A 15,908-nucleotide genomic window follows, 5' to 3' on the forward strand; every position below is an offset into this window, starting at 1 on the left:
GGTCTACTCCTGTTCGGTCTCGATGCGGAACCGCATCGGGGTGTGCCGGATGTCCCCGGGCGGTTCCGGGTCGGTGAGGGTCTGCGCGAACTCGAACCGTGTGCTGACGTGGTGCAGGCCGGCGATCGTCAGCGGCTGGTGGTCGAGGAGCTCGACGATGCGGGCCGTAATGCGGTGGCCGCGCGAGTGCCCGCGGTACCGGGTCCACACGTGCAGGGTGATGGTGGTCTGCCGGCCGAATCCGCCGTGGCGGTTGTCGGGGATCTCGGTGGCCTCGCCGATCGTCACGTAGTCGAATACGACGTCCTCGGGGACGTAGTCGTAGACCCCGGTGATCAGCGCCTTGAGCTCGGCGTCGCCCGTGAGGCGGGCGTACACGGCCTGCTGGACGGGGCCGAGGGCGGTGGGCGCGGTCACCGCCCGCCGCCCCCGGTTGCGCGCCGGACCTCGTCGGTGATCCGGGTCACGATGCGGGTCCGCTCGATCTCCAGCGACGGGCCGAGCGCCGGCTGGGCGGTGATCTTGCGGGTGCCGTGCTCGTGCAGGGCGGCGTAGGCGGCGGTGTCCGGGTCGGTCCATCCGACCTGGGCAGTGAGCCCGGACTCGGAGTAGGTGATGTCCACCTTCTCCCGGAGGTTGCCGGTGTCGACGCGGACGGCCTGCTGCGTGTCCTTCTTCACCGCCTCCGCCGAGTCCTTCACCGCGCGCCGCAGCGCCTCCTTGATCTCCTCCGGGAGTTCGTCCAGCCGCCGGGCGAGCTCCTCGATGCCGGTCACCCTCACGGTCACGGCCACGGCTACCTCCTCTTGCGCAGGTCGCGCCGGATCGAGGCCAGTTCCCGAGCCACCGCAATCAACGCCCAGGCCGCGGCCGCCGCACTGTCGCCGGCGTGAATCTGGTATTCGGCGCGGGCGAGGCAGACCTGGGCGTCATCGGCCGGCTTCTCCGGCGGGGCGCTCATCAGGTGCCCAGCTCGAACGCGCCGACCTTGACGGAGGTGACGCCGTCATAGGTGATCGCGGCGCGGCCGGTGGCGCCCCGGAACATGTTCGACAGGGGGATGGCCGCGGTCTTGCCCGCGGCGACGGTCACGGTGACGTCCGCGATCGCGACGCCGTTGACGGTGCCCGGGGTGGCGATGGTGACGGTGTGCGGGGAGGCGTCGCCGTTGAAGACGTACAGGAACCGTCCCGGGCCGCAGGGGGCGCTGTCGCCGCCTCCGGCCGCGGCGACGGCGCTGGTGTCCAGGGTGGCGCCTCCGGCCACGGGGATGGTGGTGAGGCCGAGTGCGGCCACGTCAGGCTCCTTCCCGCTGGACCAGCTCGCAGGCTGCCCGGCGGTAGACGGGGGTGGAGGGGGCGACCACGGACAGCACCCGCAGCCGCTGGTCCTGGCCGAGCTGGTCGGTTCCGCGCAGCTCGTCGCCGCGGCGCACGTCGGCGCCGGGCATGAGGAACACGGTGTGGTCGTGGCGGCTGCCCGCCTGCGCGGCGAGCATCCGGTCGGCGTTGGAGGGCTGGTCGACCTTGGCGCGGACGGTGCCCTGCAGGGCGAGGCTGGTGTCCTGGCCGCCGGCACCGTCGTCGGCGGTGACCGGCCGCCACACCTGCAGGCGCCGGTTGAGGTGCCGGCCGGGGCTGATCACCGGGACCGGGCCAGGGAGATCCCGCCGCCGAACCGGGCGGCGAGCCGCTCGGTCCAGGCCGGGGAGAGTTCCATCTCGGTCAGCCGGCCGTCGGCGGCGTAGGTGACGGCCCAGTCGCCGAGCCGCTCGGAGGTGATGATCTTCCCGGCGGCCAGGCCGCTGCCGTCCTCCTGCGCCCGGTAGGAGACCAGGGCGGCGGCCGCCATCCTGCAGACGAGGTCGATGATGTCGGCGGGGACGACGGCCAGGCCGTGGCTGTAGGTCACCTCCACCTCGGCCGGGCCGTCGCTCCCGGTCCAGCCCACGGCCCGCCACAGCATCCCCGACCGCAGGCGCCAGTCCGTCACCGCGGTGCCGTCGACCTTGACCGTGGCGACGGAGGCGACGGGCAGGCCCGGCAGCCGCAGCCACGGGCCCGCCTCCCCCTCGACGGTGATCGTCGAGGTGGCCGCGCTGATCGGCGTCCCGGCCGCCTCCCGTACGGCCGTGGACGCGACGTCGAGGTAGACCTCGACGATGGCGGTCTCTTCCGGCTCGATGGCCAGGCCCCGCTTGGACAGATCCTCGATACCGGCGAGAAGGGTCAGTGCCATGGGGGCCTCCCGGCTTTCAGCTGACCATGTCGATCAGGTCGGCCTTGGTGTAGTTCGCCGCGTCCTCGGCGGAGTGCAGCCCGGACGCGACGACGTACGCGATCCACTCCGCCTTGGGCGCGTTGACGGCCGGGCGGTCCGCACCCCGCGGTGCAGCCGGCGGTGCAGTCGGCGGCGCCGCAGGCTCCGTGCCCGTGCCCGGGTCCGGGTCCGGCGGTCCGTCACCGCCCGGGCCGGGCGCCTGCGGGGTGGGCGCGGGCGCGCGCGGTGCCGGGGGCGTGTACGGGGATCCGTCGGAGTGGACGCGGGGCAGCTGCCCGCGCTCGTAGCGTTCGGCGATGCCCTCGGGAAGGGGGAGGTCCATCGCGATGATGGCCCCGCCCTCCCCGCGGACGTAGATGGTCTCGGCCATGTCAGGTGTTCCTCGGGACCTTGAGGGCGGTGATCGTGCCCGTGGTCGTCGAGGACTCGATCATCATCGAGCCGTCCGACTGGACGAACCGGCCGGACTCGAACGGGCCGATCAGCTGCACGGTGCCGAACGCGACCGTGACGGCGAGGTCGCCCTGCCCGGCGGCGAGCGCGGGCGGGTTGTCGCCGGCCTTCACCGTCAGCGTCAGGTTGGTGTCGTCGTCGGTGTTGGACACGCGCAGCACGGTCAGCTCGGGGAACGCGTTCGCCAGCTGCATGTTGTTCGTCGGCGCCGCCACCAGCGCCGTCCCCGCGGGCTGCGCGAGGCTGCTGTTGGGGGCGAGGTTGGAGTAGCTGAGCTGTGTTGTCGCCATGACTCATGTCTCCGATCAGGCGGCGGGGTTGATGAACGCGGCGGCCAGGTGGTCGGGCCGGATGACCTTCGCGCCGTACAGGGCCAGGCCCTTGACCGCGTCCGAGAACGAGGACTCGGGCCGGTAGGCCTCGGTCTTGTTCAGCTGCTCGGCGAAGGTGATGGCCTCCTTCACGCCAGCCATGACGACGGTGGTGTCCCCGGTCGGCACGGGGCAGTTGTTCGACTCGTAGATGTCGAACCCGGCGGCCCGCCCGACGAGGCCGTTGCGCAGGCCCGCGTCGGTGCCGGCGTTGTCGGCCTTGATGAACCGCTCGTCGAGGAGCAGCGAGGCGTAGCCCTCGGGCGGGACGATGACGTACCGGCCGGCCTTGGGCACGTCGGCCTTGGTCAGCTTGGTCCGCAGCGGCACCAGGATCTTGTCGTAGAAGTGCGTCGGGTTGGTGTACGTGTCGATCGGGGAGCCGACCACGTTGAGGAAGTTCGATGCCTGGATCTGCGTGTACAGGCCGGCGACGTACTGGTCCATCACGTCGGACAGCCCGTAGGCGGCCTCGCTCATGGCCTGCGGGACCAGGGCGCCCTTCATCTGCCGCTTGTCGACGTCGTCGACGGAGAACGCCCAGTACTTGGCCTGGTCGACGACGAGGGTGCGCTGCCCGGTGGTCAGCTTCTCCGGCGTGATCACGGTGGACCCGGGCACGTAGTTGCCGATAGCCGGACGCGACACGGAGGTGATGCGGACGGTGTCGCCCGCGTCGCCGATCTCGCCCTCCCAGTCGCGGTTGACGACGTTCGGCGCCGCGTAGACGAGGGCCTTGCGGGTGGCGACGAGGAGCTTGCTGCTCCAGATTTCGGGAACGAAGTTCCGTGTGCTCATGGTGGCCTCCTGGCCTACTTGCCGTCCATGAGGTCGTCGAGCCGGCCCTCTTCGCGGGCACGGTCGATGGCCTCGGGGGACATGGATTTGAGGTCTGCTCGGGTGAGCTGCTTCGGCCGGGACGCCTTGCGCGCCGCTCCGCCGTCGCCAGTGCCCTGGAACCTCTTGGCCGGTGCGGCTGCCAGGTAGGGCTTGGTCTTGATGAGGTCCTGGATCGCTTCGGCGACCTCGTCCTCGTCGAGGTTGCCGTCCTCGTCGACCTCGAACTGCTCGAGGTCGAGGAACTTGAAGGCGTCGGCCGGGTCGGCCAGTACGCCCTTGGCCGCGGCCTTCACCTCGGACCGGATGATCCGCGTGTTGGCCTTGGCGACGGCGTCCTGCTCGGCCTGCCGGCGCACGGCCGCGGCCTCGTCGGCGCCGTCCTTCTCCGCCAGGCGCTGCTCCAGCTCCCGGGCCCGGTCCCGCTCGGCGCGCCACTTCCCCTTCATGGAGGCCAGCGCGCGCTTGCCCTTGTCGCCGAGCGCGTCGGCGCCGGCCGGGTCCGCGTCATCGGCGTCCTGCCCGCCATCGTCGCCGTCCTGGCCGCCGTCGCCGTCGTCGGTCTCCTCGCCGTCCTGGCCGCCGCCCTCCTGACCGTCGCCGTCCTCGTCGCCGTCGGCGTAGAACACGGGGGAGAACAGGCCGGGCGCGTAGGGGTGGGCCCAGCCGGGCGCGTGCGCGCGGGCGTGGCGGGGCAGGGTGGATCGCTGCATGGGAGCTCCCGTTGCGGGGGTTTGCGCGTGCGCGTTGCGCGCGGGCGCGGGTCAGGTGAGGTAGCCGTTGCGCCGCAGCAGCCGAATCGCGTGCTCGCGATCGCCACGGGCCTGGCGGTAGATCTCCTCGGGCATGAGCCGAGGCGTCCTGGCGGTGCGGTACCGGTTGCCGGGCAGCTTCTCGAAGTTCTTCCGACGCTGGCCGGCCAGGCCGCGGCGGGTGGTGCCCTCGGTGGTGGCCTGCACGGTGCGCCCGTACACGGTCGCGGAGGTCATGCCGCGGCGGGCGTTGACGACCTGGGCGATGTCGGCGCCGGCGGCGATGGCCTTCACCGCGGCCTCGCCGAACGTCTTGCGGCGCTGGGCGTCGGTCATCTTGGCGTAGACGTCGGCGGGGCTGGTCGGTGTCGGCCGGTGCTCGCGCGTGACCGGCTCCATGCTGCAGTGACAGCGCGGGTGGCGGGCGAACGCGGAGGAGACGCCGTACTCGCGGCCGGCGAGGATCACACACCGGTTGCAGGCGCCGGCCTCGACGACCCGCACGTAGGAGGTGACAGCCGGGCGGGAGATCATGCCGACCGAGTCGGCGGCCCGCCCGGTGTCCGCGATCGTCGTCCGGACGATCAGGTCGAGGAGGGCCTGCCCGCGGGCCAGCGCGTGGACGACGGGAACGCCGGCGGTGACCAGCCGCAGCGCCGACCACATCGGGGACATCAGGACGTCGGCCAGCGGCAGCCCGTTGCCGGTGACGCCGACGAGGGAGGACGGCACCAGCCGGTCGGAGCTCGCGCGGTCCGGGTCGTCGCCGAGGAGGGACTGCAGCCACGGCTCGGTCGTCGAGGCCGCGGCCAGCTGCCCGCCCGAGACGACCGACACCACATTCAGGAGCAGCTCCAGCCAGGAGGCGTGAATGTTGTCGCGGTCCACCCGGCCCCACAGCGCGCGCACGCCCCGCGACGTCGCGGCGGCCAGCCTCGCCCGGGCCTCCATGTGCGCGGCGGACTCAGCCGACGGGGGCACGGTCGTCCTCCTCGTCCTGCTCCTGCTCCTCCTCGTCGGCCGGCTCGGCGGCCGCGGCCGGGCCGGGCTGCCCGGTCATCATGCGGGTGATCTCCGCGACCGGGTCCGCCTCCAGCTCCTGCGCCTTCATGCCGATCACGGCCGCGACCTCGGTCGGCGTGAGGCCGTAGCGCAGGGCCAGCCACTCGAAGGGGAACCCCAGCTGCTTCAACTTCAGCAGCGCGTCCGCGAGCTGCGCGTGACTGCGGGACTCGGTCTCCGCCCACAGCACCCGGCCCGAGCGCATCGCTTCGGCCTTGGCGTCCTCGCCCTTGGCCAGGGCGATCAGCCGGGCCATCTCCCGCAGGCCCTGCCCGAACCACAGCGTCTTCTCGTCGCACCGCTTGACCAGACCGGTCTCGGCGGCGAGGAGCGTCCCCTCCCCGATGTTCGCCATCTTCCCGATCAGGTAGTGCTGCGGGGTCCGGGACTGGGCGGCGACGTGGCCGACGGCGACCTCGATGATCCCGGTGTACATCGCCAGGTTCGCGGCCTGCCACTCGGCGATCCGGGCGTCCTTGCCGGTGATCCACGCGACGCGGTCGATCTGGAACTTCTCCAGGTCGACGGGCTGCTTGCCCACGATCTCCCCGGCCGCGTTCAGCTTGGGAATGGTCGGCCGCTCGGCGCCCATGATGACGCGCTGCGGCCAGGACGCCGCGTCGGAGGCGGTGAACAGCTGCGCCCACACCAGGTTGATGGCGTCCTGCATGGCGATCACGCCGGCGACGTCGGAGATCGGGTCTTCCACCAGCATCGGCTTGTTGGGGAGCTCCACCATCGGTACCACGCCCATGGGGTTCGGCTGCGGGTTCGGCTCGTCCCTCATCTCCCGCGGCTGCCACCGCTTGAGCTCCTCGTCGACGTCGGCCATCTGCGGCGACTTGTCCTGCCGCTGCAGGGGCCGGCGGAACTTCCACACCTGGTCCGGCAGGTACAGCGTCGCGAAGTCGTCGCCGCCGTCCTGCCAGCGCTTGAGCGCGGCCCGCCGGTTGCGGCGCGACCCGGCCTCGTAGGCGATGACGCACTGTGAGGCGTCCTCGAAGGTGACCACCGGCATGTCGGGGTTGTCCGGGTCGCCCCAGACCAGGACGAACGTGCGGGCGCCGGTGATCGCGCCGAGGAACCCCAGCTGCGAGTCGGCGTCCAACCCGTTGACCTGCCACACCTTCCACAGGTCCTTGTCCGCCGACAGCTCCCCGTCGGCGACGAACCCGGTGACGACCAGCCGCTCCACCGGGGCGTCGGCGACGACCTGCACCCAGTTGTCGGAGAAGTCCTTGTAGCGCTCGCCGTGGAACTTGGCGAACTCCTTCGAGGCGAACTTCAGCCGGCCGTCCCCGCGGTAGTAGCCGTTGTGCATGTCGATCGCGCCGCGCCGCCGGATGAGCTCGCTCTCCAGCAGCGCGACCAGCCGGAGGGCTTCCTGTTCTGTGGCCACCTGGCCCTCCTCAGCTGCCGTAGTAGTAGGACTCTTCGCGCTCGGCCAGGCCCGCCGCGATCACGTCGCCGAGGGCCTCGTGCGCCAGGACGGACGGGATCACCGCGTCGATCTTCTGGGGCGGTGACGCCTTGCGAAGCACGTACCGGTCCATCGGGCGGGCGGCCGCGCGCGCGTTCGCCAGGTGCCCGGCGGTGATCTCGCACCCGTCATGCGTGAACGAGGCCCCGGCGCTGTTGCGTTTGATCACGTCGGTCTTGAGCCGCTCGCAGGCGGAGTGCATCTGCACGATGCGGCGGGTGTGCCAGCGGATGACGCGCTCCTCCCCGTACAGGTCGACCCACTCGTCGATCTCGGTGTCCCAGTACGGCGGATCCGCGTACAGGCGGACCACGTCGTAGCGGTTCATCAGCTGGTCCATCGCGGCGCGGACCTCGGCGCGCGGGACCTGGCCGCCGTAGTCAGCCGGGTTCCAGATGGTCGGCTCGTCCTCCGGCCCGTACAGCGGGGTGAACTGATAGCCGTCCATCGTCTCGGCCCGGATCGCCGTCCAGTCGTCCGAGTCCGAGCCGTCGAAACCGAGCACGATGCGGGTCGTCGGCCGGACCCGCCGGCGCTTCTCCTTCGCCGCCCACTTCGCGACGTCCAGCCACGACGCCGACCCGGCCACGCACCGGTTGCCGAAGAACCGCTCGGCCTGCGCCTCGTCCTTCTCCATGATCTCGGCGGCCTCGGCCTCGATCGCGTCGAGGTCGACGTGCGTGGACCCGGCGTAGACGATGCTGTGGATCTTCCGACGCTGCCGCTTGTCCCTGTACGACAGGGACTTGGGGGCCTGCGGGTGATACCGGAAGATGTCCCGGGCCTTCGCCTCCGACGTCGTCTGGGCGACGGAGTTCTCCGACGGGTCCCAGCCGTTCGTCGTCTCCATGGACCGGCCGCCCATGCCGGCGCAGCCGCGGCGCTGAGTCTCGGCGACGCGGCGCAGCTTGTTCGCCGTGTTGTACAGGCCGGTCTCGTCCTGCAGGGCGAAGATGATCGGGTTGCCGAGCCGGGACAGCGCCGAGGACGTCACGACGTCGATGCGGCCCTCGTCGCCGACGCGGGTGAACTCCTCGCCCACCCGCATCCGCCCCGCCAGCGCGCCGAGCTTCACCATCGACTGCAGCGGCCGGTAGACGTTCGCGACCTGGTCCTCGGAGGTAGCCGTCAGCTGGATCAGCGGCGTCGGCCACGGCGTACCCATCGGCTCGCCCGCGCCGTACACGTACCACCAGCCGCAGTCACAGCCGTGATCCGCGCACTCGTACCGCTCCCCGCCCTTGGCCCACCCGGCGAACACCACCGGGCCCGCAGCCTCGGCCAGGACCAGGGCCGCCGACCACGGACCCTTGCCCGTCTTCTGCGGCGCGACGACCTGCGAGCGGCGGTAGTGGAACGCCGGCGCCAGCTGACCCACACGGGCCCGCGGCTTGACCCGGTAGTGATTGACGGTGCACCACAGCTGCCACGGGTACATCTCCATGCGCTCGCCGCGGCGGAACCCGTCCGGGACGGGGCAGTGCTCCTCGATCCAGTCCGCAACGACCCACAGGGTGGGGAAGTCGACGACGAACTCGGCGGCCGCGTCAGCCGCCCGGGCCACTGGGCACGACCTTGAGGCGGTCGCGGGCCGACGGCCGCCGTACGGCGGGAGCGTCGCTGCTCTCGACGGGCACCGGGACGGCCGGGGCGATCTTCCACCGGTTGCGGAGCATGCCCTGCACGCTCAGCCCGAGGCTGTCGAGGTAGCCGCGCACCATCTTCTTGACGTCGACCCGCGCGTCCGGCTGCTCGGCCTCCGCCAGGGTCCGGACGAACAGCGCCACCTCGAGGGCCTGGCCGAGCTCCTCCCACATCAGGGCCTGCGGCTTCTCCCACAGGTCCAGCCACACCTCGTGTTCCCGGTCGGTGGCCTCGGTCAGGGGCCAGTCCGGCACCTCGGCCACCCGGCCGTCGGCGGGCAGGGTCCGCCAGCCGGCGGCGTCGGTCTTCCGGTCGCGCCGCAGCGCGTTCGGGTCGGGTGCCGGGCCGGACACGGCGCGAGCTCCACCACGGGGCATGTTGATCACTCCTCGGCCGCGTTGCACGGCACCGATCGACGTCACATTGCGTGACGGCTGGGGACCCTTTGAACCTGACGGACCACCCGGCGCCCTCCCCCGCGTCTGGGCCCCCCGGGGCCGGCCGGAGTCACCCCCCTGGGTCGGTCACAAATTGTGATCAGAATCCCCAAGTTTCATAAGCGGTCTTCCTGCTGTGATGGCTCTTGCTCATGGCCTGCCAGTTCTCGGGGTCGAAGCCACGCGGACCGAGCGGACCGAGTCCGTCGATGTGATCCACCTCGGTCGCGATGTCGCGCTGCAAGGGAGGGAGTAGAGAGCAGGCCGGGCACTCGCAGTACGGATGGTCGACGAGGTACAGCGCGCTGGCGTTGCGCCACCGCGTGTTACGTCCTGCATCCTTGTGCGCTGGCCTGGCTGCCTCGGCCTTGGCTCGGCATGAGGGGCAACGACCCTGGGGGGTGAGGGTGGGACAGCCAGGCGTTGGGCATACCTGCATGGCCTTCCTCATACGCGGTAGGTATGGGGAACGCCGTGGCCCTCATAGGCCATGCGGATCCTGCCGGCCATCTGCTCGACAGCTCCCTGTAGGCGCTTGACGGCCGCAAAGCAGGTGTTGTCGTGGTCGTTGCCCAGCGTCAGGAAGCCGCGATCGCAGCACGGCATGCCGAGGATGTGCCGCTGAGGGAAGCGCGCGTACAGGTATGTGGCGCGCGTGCGGTGAACGTGTCGCAGTGCGCGGTCACGATCCGGGTAGCCAGCGTGCATCCCAGCCTCCTAGGGCATGGCAAAGGCCCCGACCGCATTGCGTGGTCGAGGCCTCGTGTGTGTCCTGGTCAGCCTGCATCTGGGCATGGCTGTACGCGCAAATCGTGGCGCGCCAATGTTCGAGTGTCAAGCGACATGATCAACGGCCCGCTGTCCGGGCCTGCTGGGCTTGGGCGCGGCATGGGCGGCGAGGACGTCGGCCAGGCGGTAGATGGGGCGCTTGGGCGTGCCGCCGACCCGGGTGAGGAGGCCGCGGCGCACCCAGTCGCGGATGGTGGCTGGCCGCACCCCGCAGGCGAGGGCGGCAGTCGTCGTGGTGACCAGTCCGGGCGGAAGGGCTAGGTACTCCATGCGGACCAGTCTCGCCGAGCGGCCGGCGGACGTGGCCAAGGTGCAGCAGGAAGCCCCGCCCGATGGTGGTCGGGCGGGGCCTCGGTCCCGAGTAGCGCCAGCAGCCACGCACGCGCGTATGGGATGCCTCGACGGTACGGGCGGGGTCTGACATGCCCGGGTACCGCGGTCAGGTGCTGGGCCGCCAGTCGTCGCGGTAGTCCGGATGGTCGGCGTATACGGCAGCCAGTGCGGCCAGGATGGGTGACTCGCCAGGGTAGGAATCCCAACCGCCCATGGCGCGGCGGCGCTCGGCAACGTAGCGCTCGTAGTCGGCGATGATGCGCCGCTTGGCTTCGACCTCGGCGAGAGCGCGCGCCGGATCATGGCGGGCGATGTGGGTTGCGTCCAGCTCAGCTGGAACGAACGCCACGGTTCCCCTGTTCACGGAGTCACGGATCTCGCCTGCCGTGTCGTCGAAGTACCAGTCCGGGGACCACTGGCGGTGGGACAGCGCGATCTGCTCGTCCTCGTCGAGGCGTGCGCGGAGGAACTGCACGAGAGCCATGTCGTCATCCTGTCGTCTGGCTGCTGGGTGGTGTCGCGGTCGGGTCGGTCAGGTAGGGGTAATAGTCGCGGAAGCTGTCCGCGACAGCGGCGAGTGTCGCAACGTCCTCGCGGAGCTGGGCGATCCAGTGCGCGGCGGTCTCGTCGTCGACGAGGATCTGGTAGGCCGGCCGGGCGGCTGCTGTCGCGGTCACTGCCGCGCGCAGCGCCGCCATGGCGTCGGCGGCCTGACCTGCCTTGTCGCGGTAGAGGGCGCGCCGTGTCGCGGTGCTGGCGGGGGTGTCGCGGTCAGGGGTGGTGGCTGTCGCGGCCGCTGTCGCGGCGTTGACGAGCCTGTCGCGGTAGACGACGTCCTTGTGGACACCGAGCTCGGCGGCGATGTCGCGGATGGTGCGGCTGTTGTCGCGGGTCAGCTCCGCGACACGTGCGCGACGCTGCGCGACAGCTGCGGCGGTGGGGCGGGTCATGGGTGTTCCTGTCGCGGTCGGGGCCGGGCCTGTCGCGGTCGCGGAAGGCCCGGCCGGGGTGGGGCGCGGGCTATCCGGCGAGCAGCTCCTGGTCCTCCTGCTCGCGGTCTTCGCGGTCGTGGTCGATCCAGGCCTTGAGGCGGGCCCAGGAGTGCGTGGGGTACACCGAGCTGCACCACGGGCAGGTGACCCGGCTCATGCTGCTGCGGTAGTGCCGCAGGGTGGCCCCGCACACGGTGCCGTCGGCCTGCTCGGCCGGGCACGGGCCGAGCAGGGTGCCGCGCTCGAGGGTGTCGTGCGGGCAGACGATGTCCATGGCCGTCTCGTCGAGTGAGCGGATCTCCTTGGCGAACTGGGTGCCCTGGTCCCAGTCGTTGGCCAGGTAGTCGAGGTGGAAGGTCAGCTGCTTGGCGGCCCGGATGGCGCGCTCGTCGTACGTGCCGGTGATGACGGGCGCCGAGCCGCTGCGTGAGGCCTGCATCGCGCTCCACCAGTCCTCGAGGACGCTGACGATGCCGCCCGGGCCACGCAGGCTCAGGACGAGGCCCATGGCGGGCATCGGGGCTTCGACGAGGCGGACCCTGCCGTACGAGGGAGCTCCGGCCGCGGGCTGCAGCTCGGGCTGCAGGAGCCGGTAGAGGACGGGCAGCCGGCGCAGGCGGCCCGCGGTGGCACTGCGGCAGCGCGCGCACAGGAAGCCGTCTCGCAGCTCGGTACGGCACAGGCAGGTGGTCATCGGTTGTTCCCGTTCGGCTGGGTGCTGCGGATGGCGTCCTCGGCGGCGGCTTCCTTCTCGAAGCAGTCGGCGACGTGGCGCAGGACGTAGGCGGCCGCGGCCTTGCCCATGCCCTTGGCGGCGGCCTCGATGGACACCCCGCCCTCGGTGGAGCCGGGCCGGATGATGACGAAGGCAAGGGCGTCGGTGCCGTCGACGGCGACCATCGACGTGGCGGGCTGGGTCATGAGGGATCTCCGTTCAGCTGGGCAGGGAGGGGACGTCAGAGCCCCTGGGGGCGGTCGGTGATCGGGGTGTGGTACTCGCCGCAGTTGCGGCAGCCGGGCGGGCCGTCGAGGCGACAGATGTCCGGGCAGGGCCAGGGAACGAGGCAGTCGCCGCACCGGCCGTCAGCGGTCTCCGGATGCGCGGCGCGGACGCGGGCGACGGCGGCCCGAATCCGGCGGACTTCCTCAACGGTCGCCCTGTGGTTCATGAGGACGCACTCCTGGGCCGTCGCACCGTTGGCCGCGAACCGGGCAGCGACGTCGAGGCGCTGCTCCAGCGTGGCTCGGTTCCAAAGCCAGATCCACTGCGCCGGCGTGGACGTGGCGCGCCAGTCAGGCTGCGGCTCCTCGCCCTCGTGGAACGCGGCGAGCTCGGCCCCGGCCTGCTCGGCGCGCTCGCGCTGCTCGGCGGCGTAGGTCTCCAGGGCGGCTGTGGACCCGGCGAGGTAGTCGATGCGGTCGTACAGGGCGTCGAGGGCGTCGTCGGTGATGGTGCTGGCGGTGTGGCGTCCGCCCCTATCGGGGGCCGTGGCAGCGTCCTTGTGGCGGTTGGCGCGGTAGCCGAGGCAGCCGAGGACGAGGCCGGCGAGGGCGCTGATGGCGCACCAGACGATGAAGGGGGCGAGGAGGTCGGTCACAGCGTCATCCCTGCTTCGCCGGGCCCGCGCCGGGCGATGTTGCGGATCGTGTCGGCGAGCGGGGCGGTGTCGAAGTGGAGCGTGTAGGCGGCGGGCTTGGAGGCCTGCGCCCCGTCGAGCCACACGATTTCGGTGGCGCCGCCGTGCCCGTGGACGTGGTCGACGCTGACCTGGCCGCGGTCCCAGAAGACGACGCTGGGGTGGTCGCCGCGCCAGCGGACCGAGGCGGTCCCGTCGGGCCACAGCACGCCGTCGGCGACCACGCCCGTCCCGGAGACGCCGGAGACGTCGGTGTGGCGGTACATGTGGAAGCGGCGGGGCGAGGGCCCGAAGTCGGGTTCCTGCGCGGCGGCCTGCTCTTCCGAGGCGCGGGGCCCGGTCTGGCGGGCCGCGTCGCGCTGCCCGGCGATGGCCTCCTCAATGTGGTCGACGTTGATGTCCACGCTGGCGGCGCAGCACTCGGTGATGGTGAGGCGGACGTATCGGTCGCTGTCGGAGGAGACGATCGGGCTGGCGGTGAGCCGGGTGCCGTTCTCGTCGCGGTACTCGTACACGGTGGGTGCTCCTTCGGTGCGGATGGGGCCAGCCGTCCCGGGTTGCGGGACGACCGGCGGCGAGGTCAGGCGGGCCGGGCGATGCCGACGGGCTGGTACAGGGCGAAGGCGCGGCGGGGGATCGACACAGCGGCCGTTCCGCCCCGCGGCACGCTCACGCGGACGTCACCGGCGGGCTGCGCCGGCCGCCTGCGGAGGGCGTTGAGCGGCGTCGTGACGGGCACGGCCGTGATGTGGGTGAGCGTGGTCCCGGCGACGAGGACGGTGTCGCCGAACGGGGCGAGGTAGACGGTGCCGGGCGTGGGCTCGGTGGCCATGGGGTCTCCTGGGTGGTGTCAGATGCCCGCGCGGTTGCGGGCCTGCTGGTAGGCGGTGTGGGCGGTCAGAACGCGGCGTCGGCCGTGGCCCGTTCGGCGAGGAGCCGGATGGCCGCCTCGGCCTGCTGGGGTACGACGCCGTTGCCGAGGGCGTGGAGCTGCTGGGTGCGGGTGAGGCCGGGGACAGCGGTGACGTGGCCGGCGGGGAGCCCCATGAGCCATTCGACGAACGCGGGGCTCAGCCGATTCCGATCGTCAGTTGCCCAGGGGGCACGTCGTCCGGTGACGGACTCCCAACGCTGCACGGCGGGGGTGTAGCGGCCCCATCCAGCTGTCCCGAGTGGGTCACGTCCGTGAGGGTCCAGCCCAGGTGCACGTTCGGGTTGTGCGTCCTCCGGCCGGCAGTCGCGTTCCGGGTGCCCCGCGAGTCGGCCACGGTCGGTGTCGGAAGGAGCCGCACCACTGCCGCCGACAGCGCCAAGTCCCCCTTCGAACCGCGCTGGTTCGGGCCGCCCTTCGCGCCGTCCGATGCCCTCGGCGTCGGCAGCAGGGTGGGGGCCAGCGAGTTCAGTGACGGCCGTACCGCCGCCCCTGGGCTGTCGGACTGGTTGTTCCCGTAGGGCGTGGCGGTGGGCGTCGGCAGCAGGGTCACCGTGGTCCGCAGGTCCAGCCCCCCGGTCCCGTGCGCGCCCGCGCCCTTCATGTCCGAGGTGCGGGGTGTCGGTAGCAGCGCCACGACGTTCGGCAGGGCGTCCTCGAAGCCCTTGCCCCGGGCGTCCCGAGCCCGGGGCGTCGGGATTGACGGCGAGGACGAAGAGGCGGTTCCGCTGGTGGGGAGCGCCGACCTCCGACGCGCGTACACACGCCCACTCGACATCGAACCCGAGGCCGGCAAGGTCGGCAAGGACGTCGGCAAATCCAAGTCGAAGGTGCCCTGCGACGTTCTCAAAGATCGCGATTCGGGGTCGTAGTACGCGAAGGGCGCTCGCGATGTGGGGCCAGATGTGGCGCTCATCCGCAGTTCCTTTCCGTTTGCCGGCGGTGGAGAAGGGCTGGCAGGGGTAGCCGCCGCAGACGATGTCGACGGGTTCGACGGCGGCCCAGTCGGTGGTGGTGAGGTCGCCGTGGTTGGGGACGGTCGGGTGGTGGTGGGCGAGGATCTTGGAGGCGCCGGGGTCGATGTCGGAGACCCAGGCGAGTTCGCCGCCGTATACGGCCTGGACGGCCATGTCGAGGCCTTCGTAGCCGGTGCACCAGGAGCCAATGCGGGGCGTTCCCGCGCTCACGGCCGCGCCCCGGCGGGGACAGCGTGGGCGCCGCTGCGGGCGGCCAGGGCGTCACGCATGGGCCGGTCGGCGAGGTGCTGCCAGGCCACGCACAGTTCGGTGCCGCAAAGCCGCTTCACGGCCCCCACGGCGGGCCGGCCGTGGCCCACCTCGAAGGCGAGGCGGATGCCCCGGATCTTGTGCCCGGCGATGTGGGTGTGTTCGCTGCCGTGCCACAGCTGGTGGCCATCCGGGCCGGGGCGGGTGCGCTCGGCGAGCCGCTCCGCCGGGGTGGCGCCCCGGTGGTCGACGATGGGGGGCACGCCCAGCTTGTTGCGCAGCTTGCTGACGGAGCGGCGGCCCACGCCGGTGGCATCGGAGACTTCTCGGTCGCTGCGGCCTGCGCGCAGCAACTGCTCGGCCTTGTCCATGTCGCCGGCGATCCGTCCGGAGGGGGCGGCCGCGGGCCTCACGTACCCGGCGAGGACGGCGCGCTCCAGGGGGGTGCGGCCGCCCCGGATCTCCGAGCGGTACCCCGGGGCGGACGTGCCTTCCTCCTGCAGGGCCTCGTCCAGGCACTGGATCTTGACGGGGCAGGCCGCGCACATGGCCCGGGCACGGACCTCGCTCGCCTCGAAGTCAGCGCGCCGGTTGAGGCACCGGGCGAGCTCCGCCCAGTGGGCGGCGGGCTCCGTGTCGGCGTGGGGGCGGCTGCGGGGGTTGCTGACGAGTGTGGACATCGGG

General features: G+C 71.9%; 26 protein-coding genes and 1 pseudogene. All 27 read right to left on the reverse strand.

Annotated features, from left to right (window positions below):
• Positions 1–3: 3 nt before the first annotated feature.
• The 27 genes and pseudogenes from AB0O53_RS28240 to AB0O53_RS28370 all read right to left on the reverse strand — a co-directional run bounded on the left by AB0O53_RS28240 (position 4) and on the right by AB0O53_RS28370 (position 15,904).
• Positions 4–417 (reverse strand): DUF3168 domain-containing protein, encoded by a 414-nt coding sequence (locus AB0O53_RS28240; RefSeq protein ID WP_365199254.1) that lies wholly within the window; start codon positions 415–417, stop codon positions 4–6.
• Positions 414–794 carry an HK97-gp10 family putative phage morphogenesis protein gene (locus AB0O53_RS28245; protein WP_365199257.1) on the reverse strand — a complete coding sequence of 127 codons (381 nt, stop codon included), beginning with the start codon at positions 792–794 and terminating at the stop codon, positions 414–416. Before AB0O53_RS28245 ends, AB0O53_RS28240 begins: the two co-directional genes overlap by 4 nt.
• A gap of 2 nt (positions 795–796) precedes the next feature.
• Positions 797–961 (reverse strand): hypothetical protein, encoded by a 165-nt coding sequence (locus AB0O53_RS28250; RefSeq protein ID WP_365199259.1) that lies wholly within the window; start codon positions 959–961, stop codon positions 797–799.
• Positions 961–1,296, reverse strand: a complete 336-nt coding sequence (locus AB0O53_RS28255) for a hypothetical protein (protein ID WP_365199261.1) — start codon at positions 1,294–1,296, stop codon at positions 961–963. The genes AB0O53_RS28250 and AB0O53_RS28255 overlap by 1 nt, the downstream gene beginning before the upstream one ends.
• Position 1,297: 1 nt before the next feature.
• The gene (locus AB0O53_RS28260) at positions 1,298–1,645 is read right to left on the reverse strand and encodes a phage head completion protein (protein ID WP_365199263.1); all 348 of its coding nucleotides are present in this window, start codon (positions 1,643–1,645) and stop codon (positions 1,298–1,300) included.
• Entirely contained in the window at positions 1,642–2,238 is a 597-nt protein-coding gene (locus tag AB0O53_RS28265) for a head-tail connector protein (RefSeq protein WP_365199265.1), read from the reverse strand. The genes AB0O53_RS28260 and AB0O53_RS28265 overlap by 4 nt, the downstream gene beginning before the upstream one ends.
• Positions 2,239–2,254: 16 nt before the next feature.
• A complete protein-coding gene (locus AB0O53_RS28270; RefSeq protein WP_365199268.1) occupies positions 2,255–2,650 on the reverse strand; it encodes a hypothetical protein in 396 nt (131 codons plus the stop codon).
• 1 nt (position 2,651) lies between these two features.
• Positions 2,652–3,023 (reverse strand): hypothetical protein, encoded by a 372-nt coding sequence (locus tag AB0O53_RS28275; RefSeq protein ID WP_365199271.1) that lies wholly within the window; start codon positions 3,021–3,023, stop codon positions 2,652–2,654.
• Positions 3,024–3,038: 15 nt separating this feature from the next.
• Positions 3,039–3,902, reverse strand: a complete 864-nt coding sequence (locus AB0O53_RS28280) for a phage major capsid protein (protein WP_365199274.1) — start codon at positions 3,900–3,902, stop codon at positions 3,039–3,041.
• Between the two features lie 14 nt (positions 3,903–3,916).
• A complete protein-coding gene (locus AB0O53_RS28285) occupies positions 3,917–4,654 on the reverse strand; it encodes a hypothetical protein (protein ID WP_365199276.1) in 738 nt (245 codons plus the stop codon).
• Positions 4,655–4,705: 51 nt separating this feature from the next.
• Complete coding sequence (locus AB0O53_RS28290) at positions 4,706–5,674, reverse strand: hypothetical protein (protein ID WP_365199278.1); 969 nt, start codon at positions 5,672–5,674, stop codon at positions 4,706–4,708.
• Positions 5,658–7,154 carry a phage portal protein gene (locus tag AB0O53_RS28295; RefSeq protein ID WP_365199281.1) on the reverse strand — a complete coding sequence of 499 codons (1,497 nt, stop codon included), beginning with the start codon at positions 7,152–7,154 and terminating at the stop codon, positions 5,658–5,660. Before AB0O53_RS28295 ends, AB0O53_RS28290 begins: the two co-directional genes overlap by 17 nt.
• 10 nt (positions 7,155–7,164) lie before the next feature.
• Positions 7,165–8,799 carry a hypothetical protein gene (locus tag AB0O53_RS28300; protein WP_365199284.1) on the reverse strand — a complete coding sequence of 545 codons (1,635 nt, stop codon included), beginning with the start codon at positions 8,797–8,799 and terminating at the stop codon, positions 7,165–7,167.
• Positions 8,783–9,232, reverse strand: coding sequence for a hypothetical protein (locus AB0O53_RS28305; protein WP_365199287.1), 450 nt, complete (start codon positions 9,230–9,232; stop codon positions 8,783–8,785). Before AB0O53_RS28305 ends, AB0O53_RS28300 begins: the two co-directional genes overlap by 17 nt.
• Positions 9,233–9,416: 184 nt before the next feature.
• Positions 9,417–9,560 carry an HNH endonuclease signature motif containing protein gene (locus AB0O53_RS28310; RefSeq protein WP_365199290.1) on the reverse strand — a complete coding sequence of 48 codons (144 nt, stop codon included), beginning with the start codon at positions 9,558–9,560 and terminating at the stop codon, positions 9,417–9,419.
• Positions 9,561–9,763: 203 nt separating this feature from the next.
• Positions 9,764–10,024, reverse strand: coding sequence for a hypothetical protein (locus AB0O53_RS28315; protein ID WP_365199292.1), 261 nt, complete (start codon positions 10,022–10,024; stop codon positions 9,764–9,766).
• 126 nt (positions 10,025–10,150) lie between these two features.
• Complete coding sequence (locus tag AB0O53_RS28320; protein ID WP_365199294.1) at positions 10,151–10,375, reverse strand: MerR family transcriptional regulator; 225 nt, start codon at positions 10,373–10,375, stop codon at positions 10,151–10,153.
• A 169-nt stretch (positions 10,376–10,544) separates the two neighbouring features.
• A complete protein-coding gene (locus tag AB0O53_RS28325) occupies positions 10,545–10,922 on the reverse strand; it encodes a DUF6221 family protein (protein WP_365199298.1) in 378 nt (125 codons plus the stop codon).
• Between the two features lie 4 nt (positions 10,923–10,926).
• Positions 10,927–11,388, reverse strand: coding sequence for a hypothetical protein (locus tag AB0O53_RS28330; RefSeq protein ID WP_365199300.1), 462 nt, complete (start codon positions 11,386–11,388; stop codon positions 10,927–10,929).
• Positions 11,389–11,458: 70 nt separating this feature from the next.
• Complete coding sequence (locus AB0O53_RS28335; protein WP_365199303.1) at positions 11,459–12,124, reverse strand: hypothetical protein; 666 nt, start codon at positions 12,122–12,124, stop codon at positions 11,459–11,461.
• A complete protein-coding gene (locus tag AB0O53_RS28340; protein WP_365199305.1) occupies positions 12,121–12,351 on the reverse strand; it encodes a hypothetical protein in 231 nt (76 codons plus the stop codon). Before AB0O53_RS28340 ends, AB0O53_RS28335 begins: the two co-directional genes overlap by 4 nt.
• 35 nt (positions 12,352–12,386) lie before the next feature.
• A complete protein-coding gene (locus AB0O53_RS28345; RefSeq protein ID WP_365199308.1) occupies positions 12,387–13,028 on the reverse strand; it encodes a hypothetical protein in 642 nt (213 codons plus the stop codon).
• Entirely contained in the window at positions 13,025–13,582 is a 558-nt protein-coding gene (locus AB0O53_RS28350) for a hypothetical protein (RefSeq protein WP_365199309.1), read from the reverse strand. The genes AB0O53_RS28345 and AB0O53_RS28350 overlap by 4 nt, the downstream gene beginning before the upstream one ends.
• Before the next feature lie 65 nt (positions 13,583–13,647).
• Positions 13,648–13,899, reverse strand: coding sequence for a hypothetical protein (locus AB0O53_RS28355; RefSeq protein WP_365199312.1), 252 nt, complete (start codon positions 13,897–13,899; stop codon positions 13,648–13,650).
• Between the two features lie 65 nt (positions 13,900–13,964).
• Complete coding sequence (locus AB0O53_RS28360; protein WP_365199413.1) at positions 13,965–14,114, reverse strand: hypothetical protein; 150 nt, start codon at positions 14,112–14,114, stop codon at positions 13,965–13,967.
• A 588-nt stretch (positions 14,115–14,702) separates the two neighbouring features.
• Positions 14,703–15,185, reverse strand: a pseudogene (locus AB0O53_RS28365) (DNA cytosine methyltransferase); the annotation flags it as partial.
• A complete protein-coding gene (locus AB0O53_RS28370) occupies positions 15,182–15,904 on the reverse strand; it encodes a WhiB family transcriptional regulator (RefSeq protein ID WP_365199313.1) in 723 nt (240 codons plus the stop codon). The pseudogene AB0O53_RS28365 and the gene AB0O53_RS28370, both read right to left, overlap by 4 nt.
• Between the last annotated feature and the right edge of the window lie 4 nt (positions 15,905–15,908).

This window comes from Streptomyces erythrochromogenes, from assembly GCF_040684695.1.
GTDB classification, from domain to species: domain Bacteria; phylum Actinomycetota; class Actinomycetes; order Streptomycetales; family Streptomycetaceae; genus Streptomyces; species Streptomyces erythrochromogenes_C.

Excerpts from the sequence above, each read along its gene's own strand:
- AB0O53_RS28250 (WP_365199259.1), bottom strand. The coding sequence starts at position 961 with ATGAGCGCCCCGCCGGAGAAGCCGGCCGATGACGCCCAGGTCTGCCTC.
- AB0O53_RS28265 (WP_365199265.1), bottom strand. The coding sequence starts at position 2,238 with ATGGCACTGACCCTTCTCGCCGGTATCGAGGATCTGTCCAAGCGGGGC.
- AB0O53_RS28270 (WP_365199268.1), bottom strand. The coding sequence starts at position 2,650 with ATGGCCGAGACCATCTACGTCCGCGGGGAGGGCGGGGCCATCATCGCG.
- AB0O53_RS28275 (WP_365199271.1), bottom strand. The coding sequence starts at position 3,023 with ATGGCGACAACACAGCTCAGCTACTCCAACCTCGCCCCCAACAGCAGC.
- AB0O53_RS28280 (WP_365199274.1), bottom strand. The coding sequence starts at position 3,902 with ATGAGCACACGGAACTTCGTTCCCGAAATCTGGAGCAGCAAGCTCCTC.
- AB0O53_RS28285 (WP_365199276.1), bottom strand. The coding sequence starts at position 4,654 with ATGCAGCGATCCACCCTGCCCCGCCACGCCCGCGCGCACGCGCCCGGC.
- AB0O53_RS28315 (WP_365199292.1), bottom strand. The coding sequence starts at position 10,024 with ATGCACGCTGGCTACCCGGATCGTGACCGCGCACTGCGACACGTTCAC.
- AB0O53_RS28320 (WP_365199294.1), bottom strand. The coding sequence starts at position 10,375 with ATGGAGTACCTAGCCCTTCCGCCCGGACTGGTCACCACGACGACTGCC.
- AB0O53_RS28325 (WP_365199298.1), bottom strand. The coding sequence starts at position 10,922 with ATGGCTCTCGTGCAGTTCCTCCGCGCACGCCTCGACGAGGACGAGCAG.
- AB0O53_RS28330 (WP_365199300.1), bottom strand. The coding sequence starts at position 11,388 with ATGACCCGCCCCACCGCCGCAGCTGTCGCGCAGCGTCGCGCACGTGTC.
- AB0O53_RS28335 (WP_365199303.1), bottom strand. The coding sequence starts at position 12,124 with ATGACCACCTGCCTGTGCCGTACCGAGCTGCGAGACGGCTTCCTGTGC.
- AB0O53_RS28340 (WP_365199305.1), bottom strand. The coding sequence starts at position 12,351 with ATGACCCAGCCCGCCACGTCGATGGTCGCCGTCGACGGCACCGACGCC.
- AB0O53_RS28355 (WP_365199312.1), bottom strand. The coding sequence starts at position 13,899 with ATGGCCACCGAGCCCACGCCCGGCACCGTCTACCTCGCCCCGTTCGGC.
- AB0O53_RS28360 (WP_365199413.1), bottom strand. The coding sequence starts at position 14,114 with ATGGGGCTCCCCGCCGGCCACGTCACCGCTGTCCCCGGCCTCACCCGC.
- AB0O53_RS28370 (WP_365199313.1), bottom strand. The coding sequence starts at position 15,904 with ATGTCCACACTCGTCAGCAACCCCCGCAGCCGCCCCCACGCCGACACG.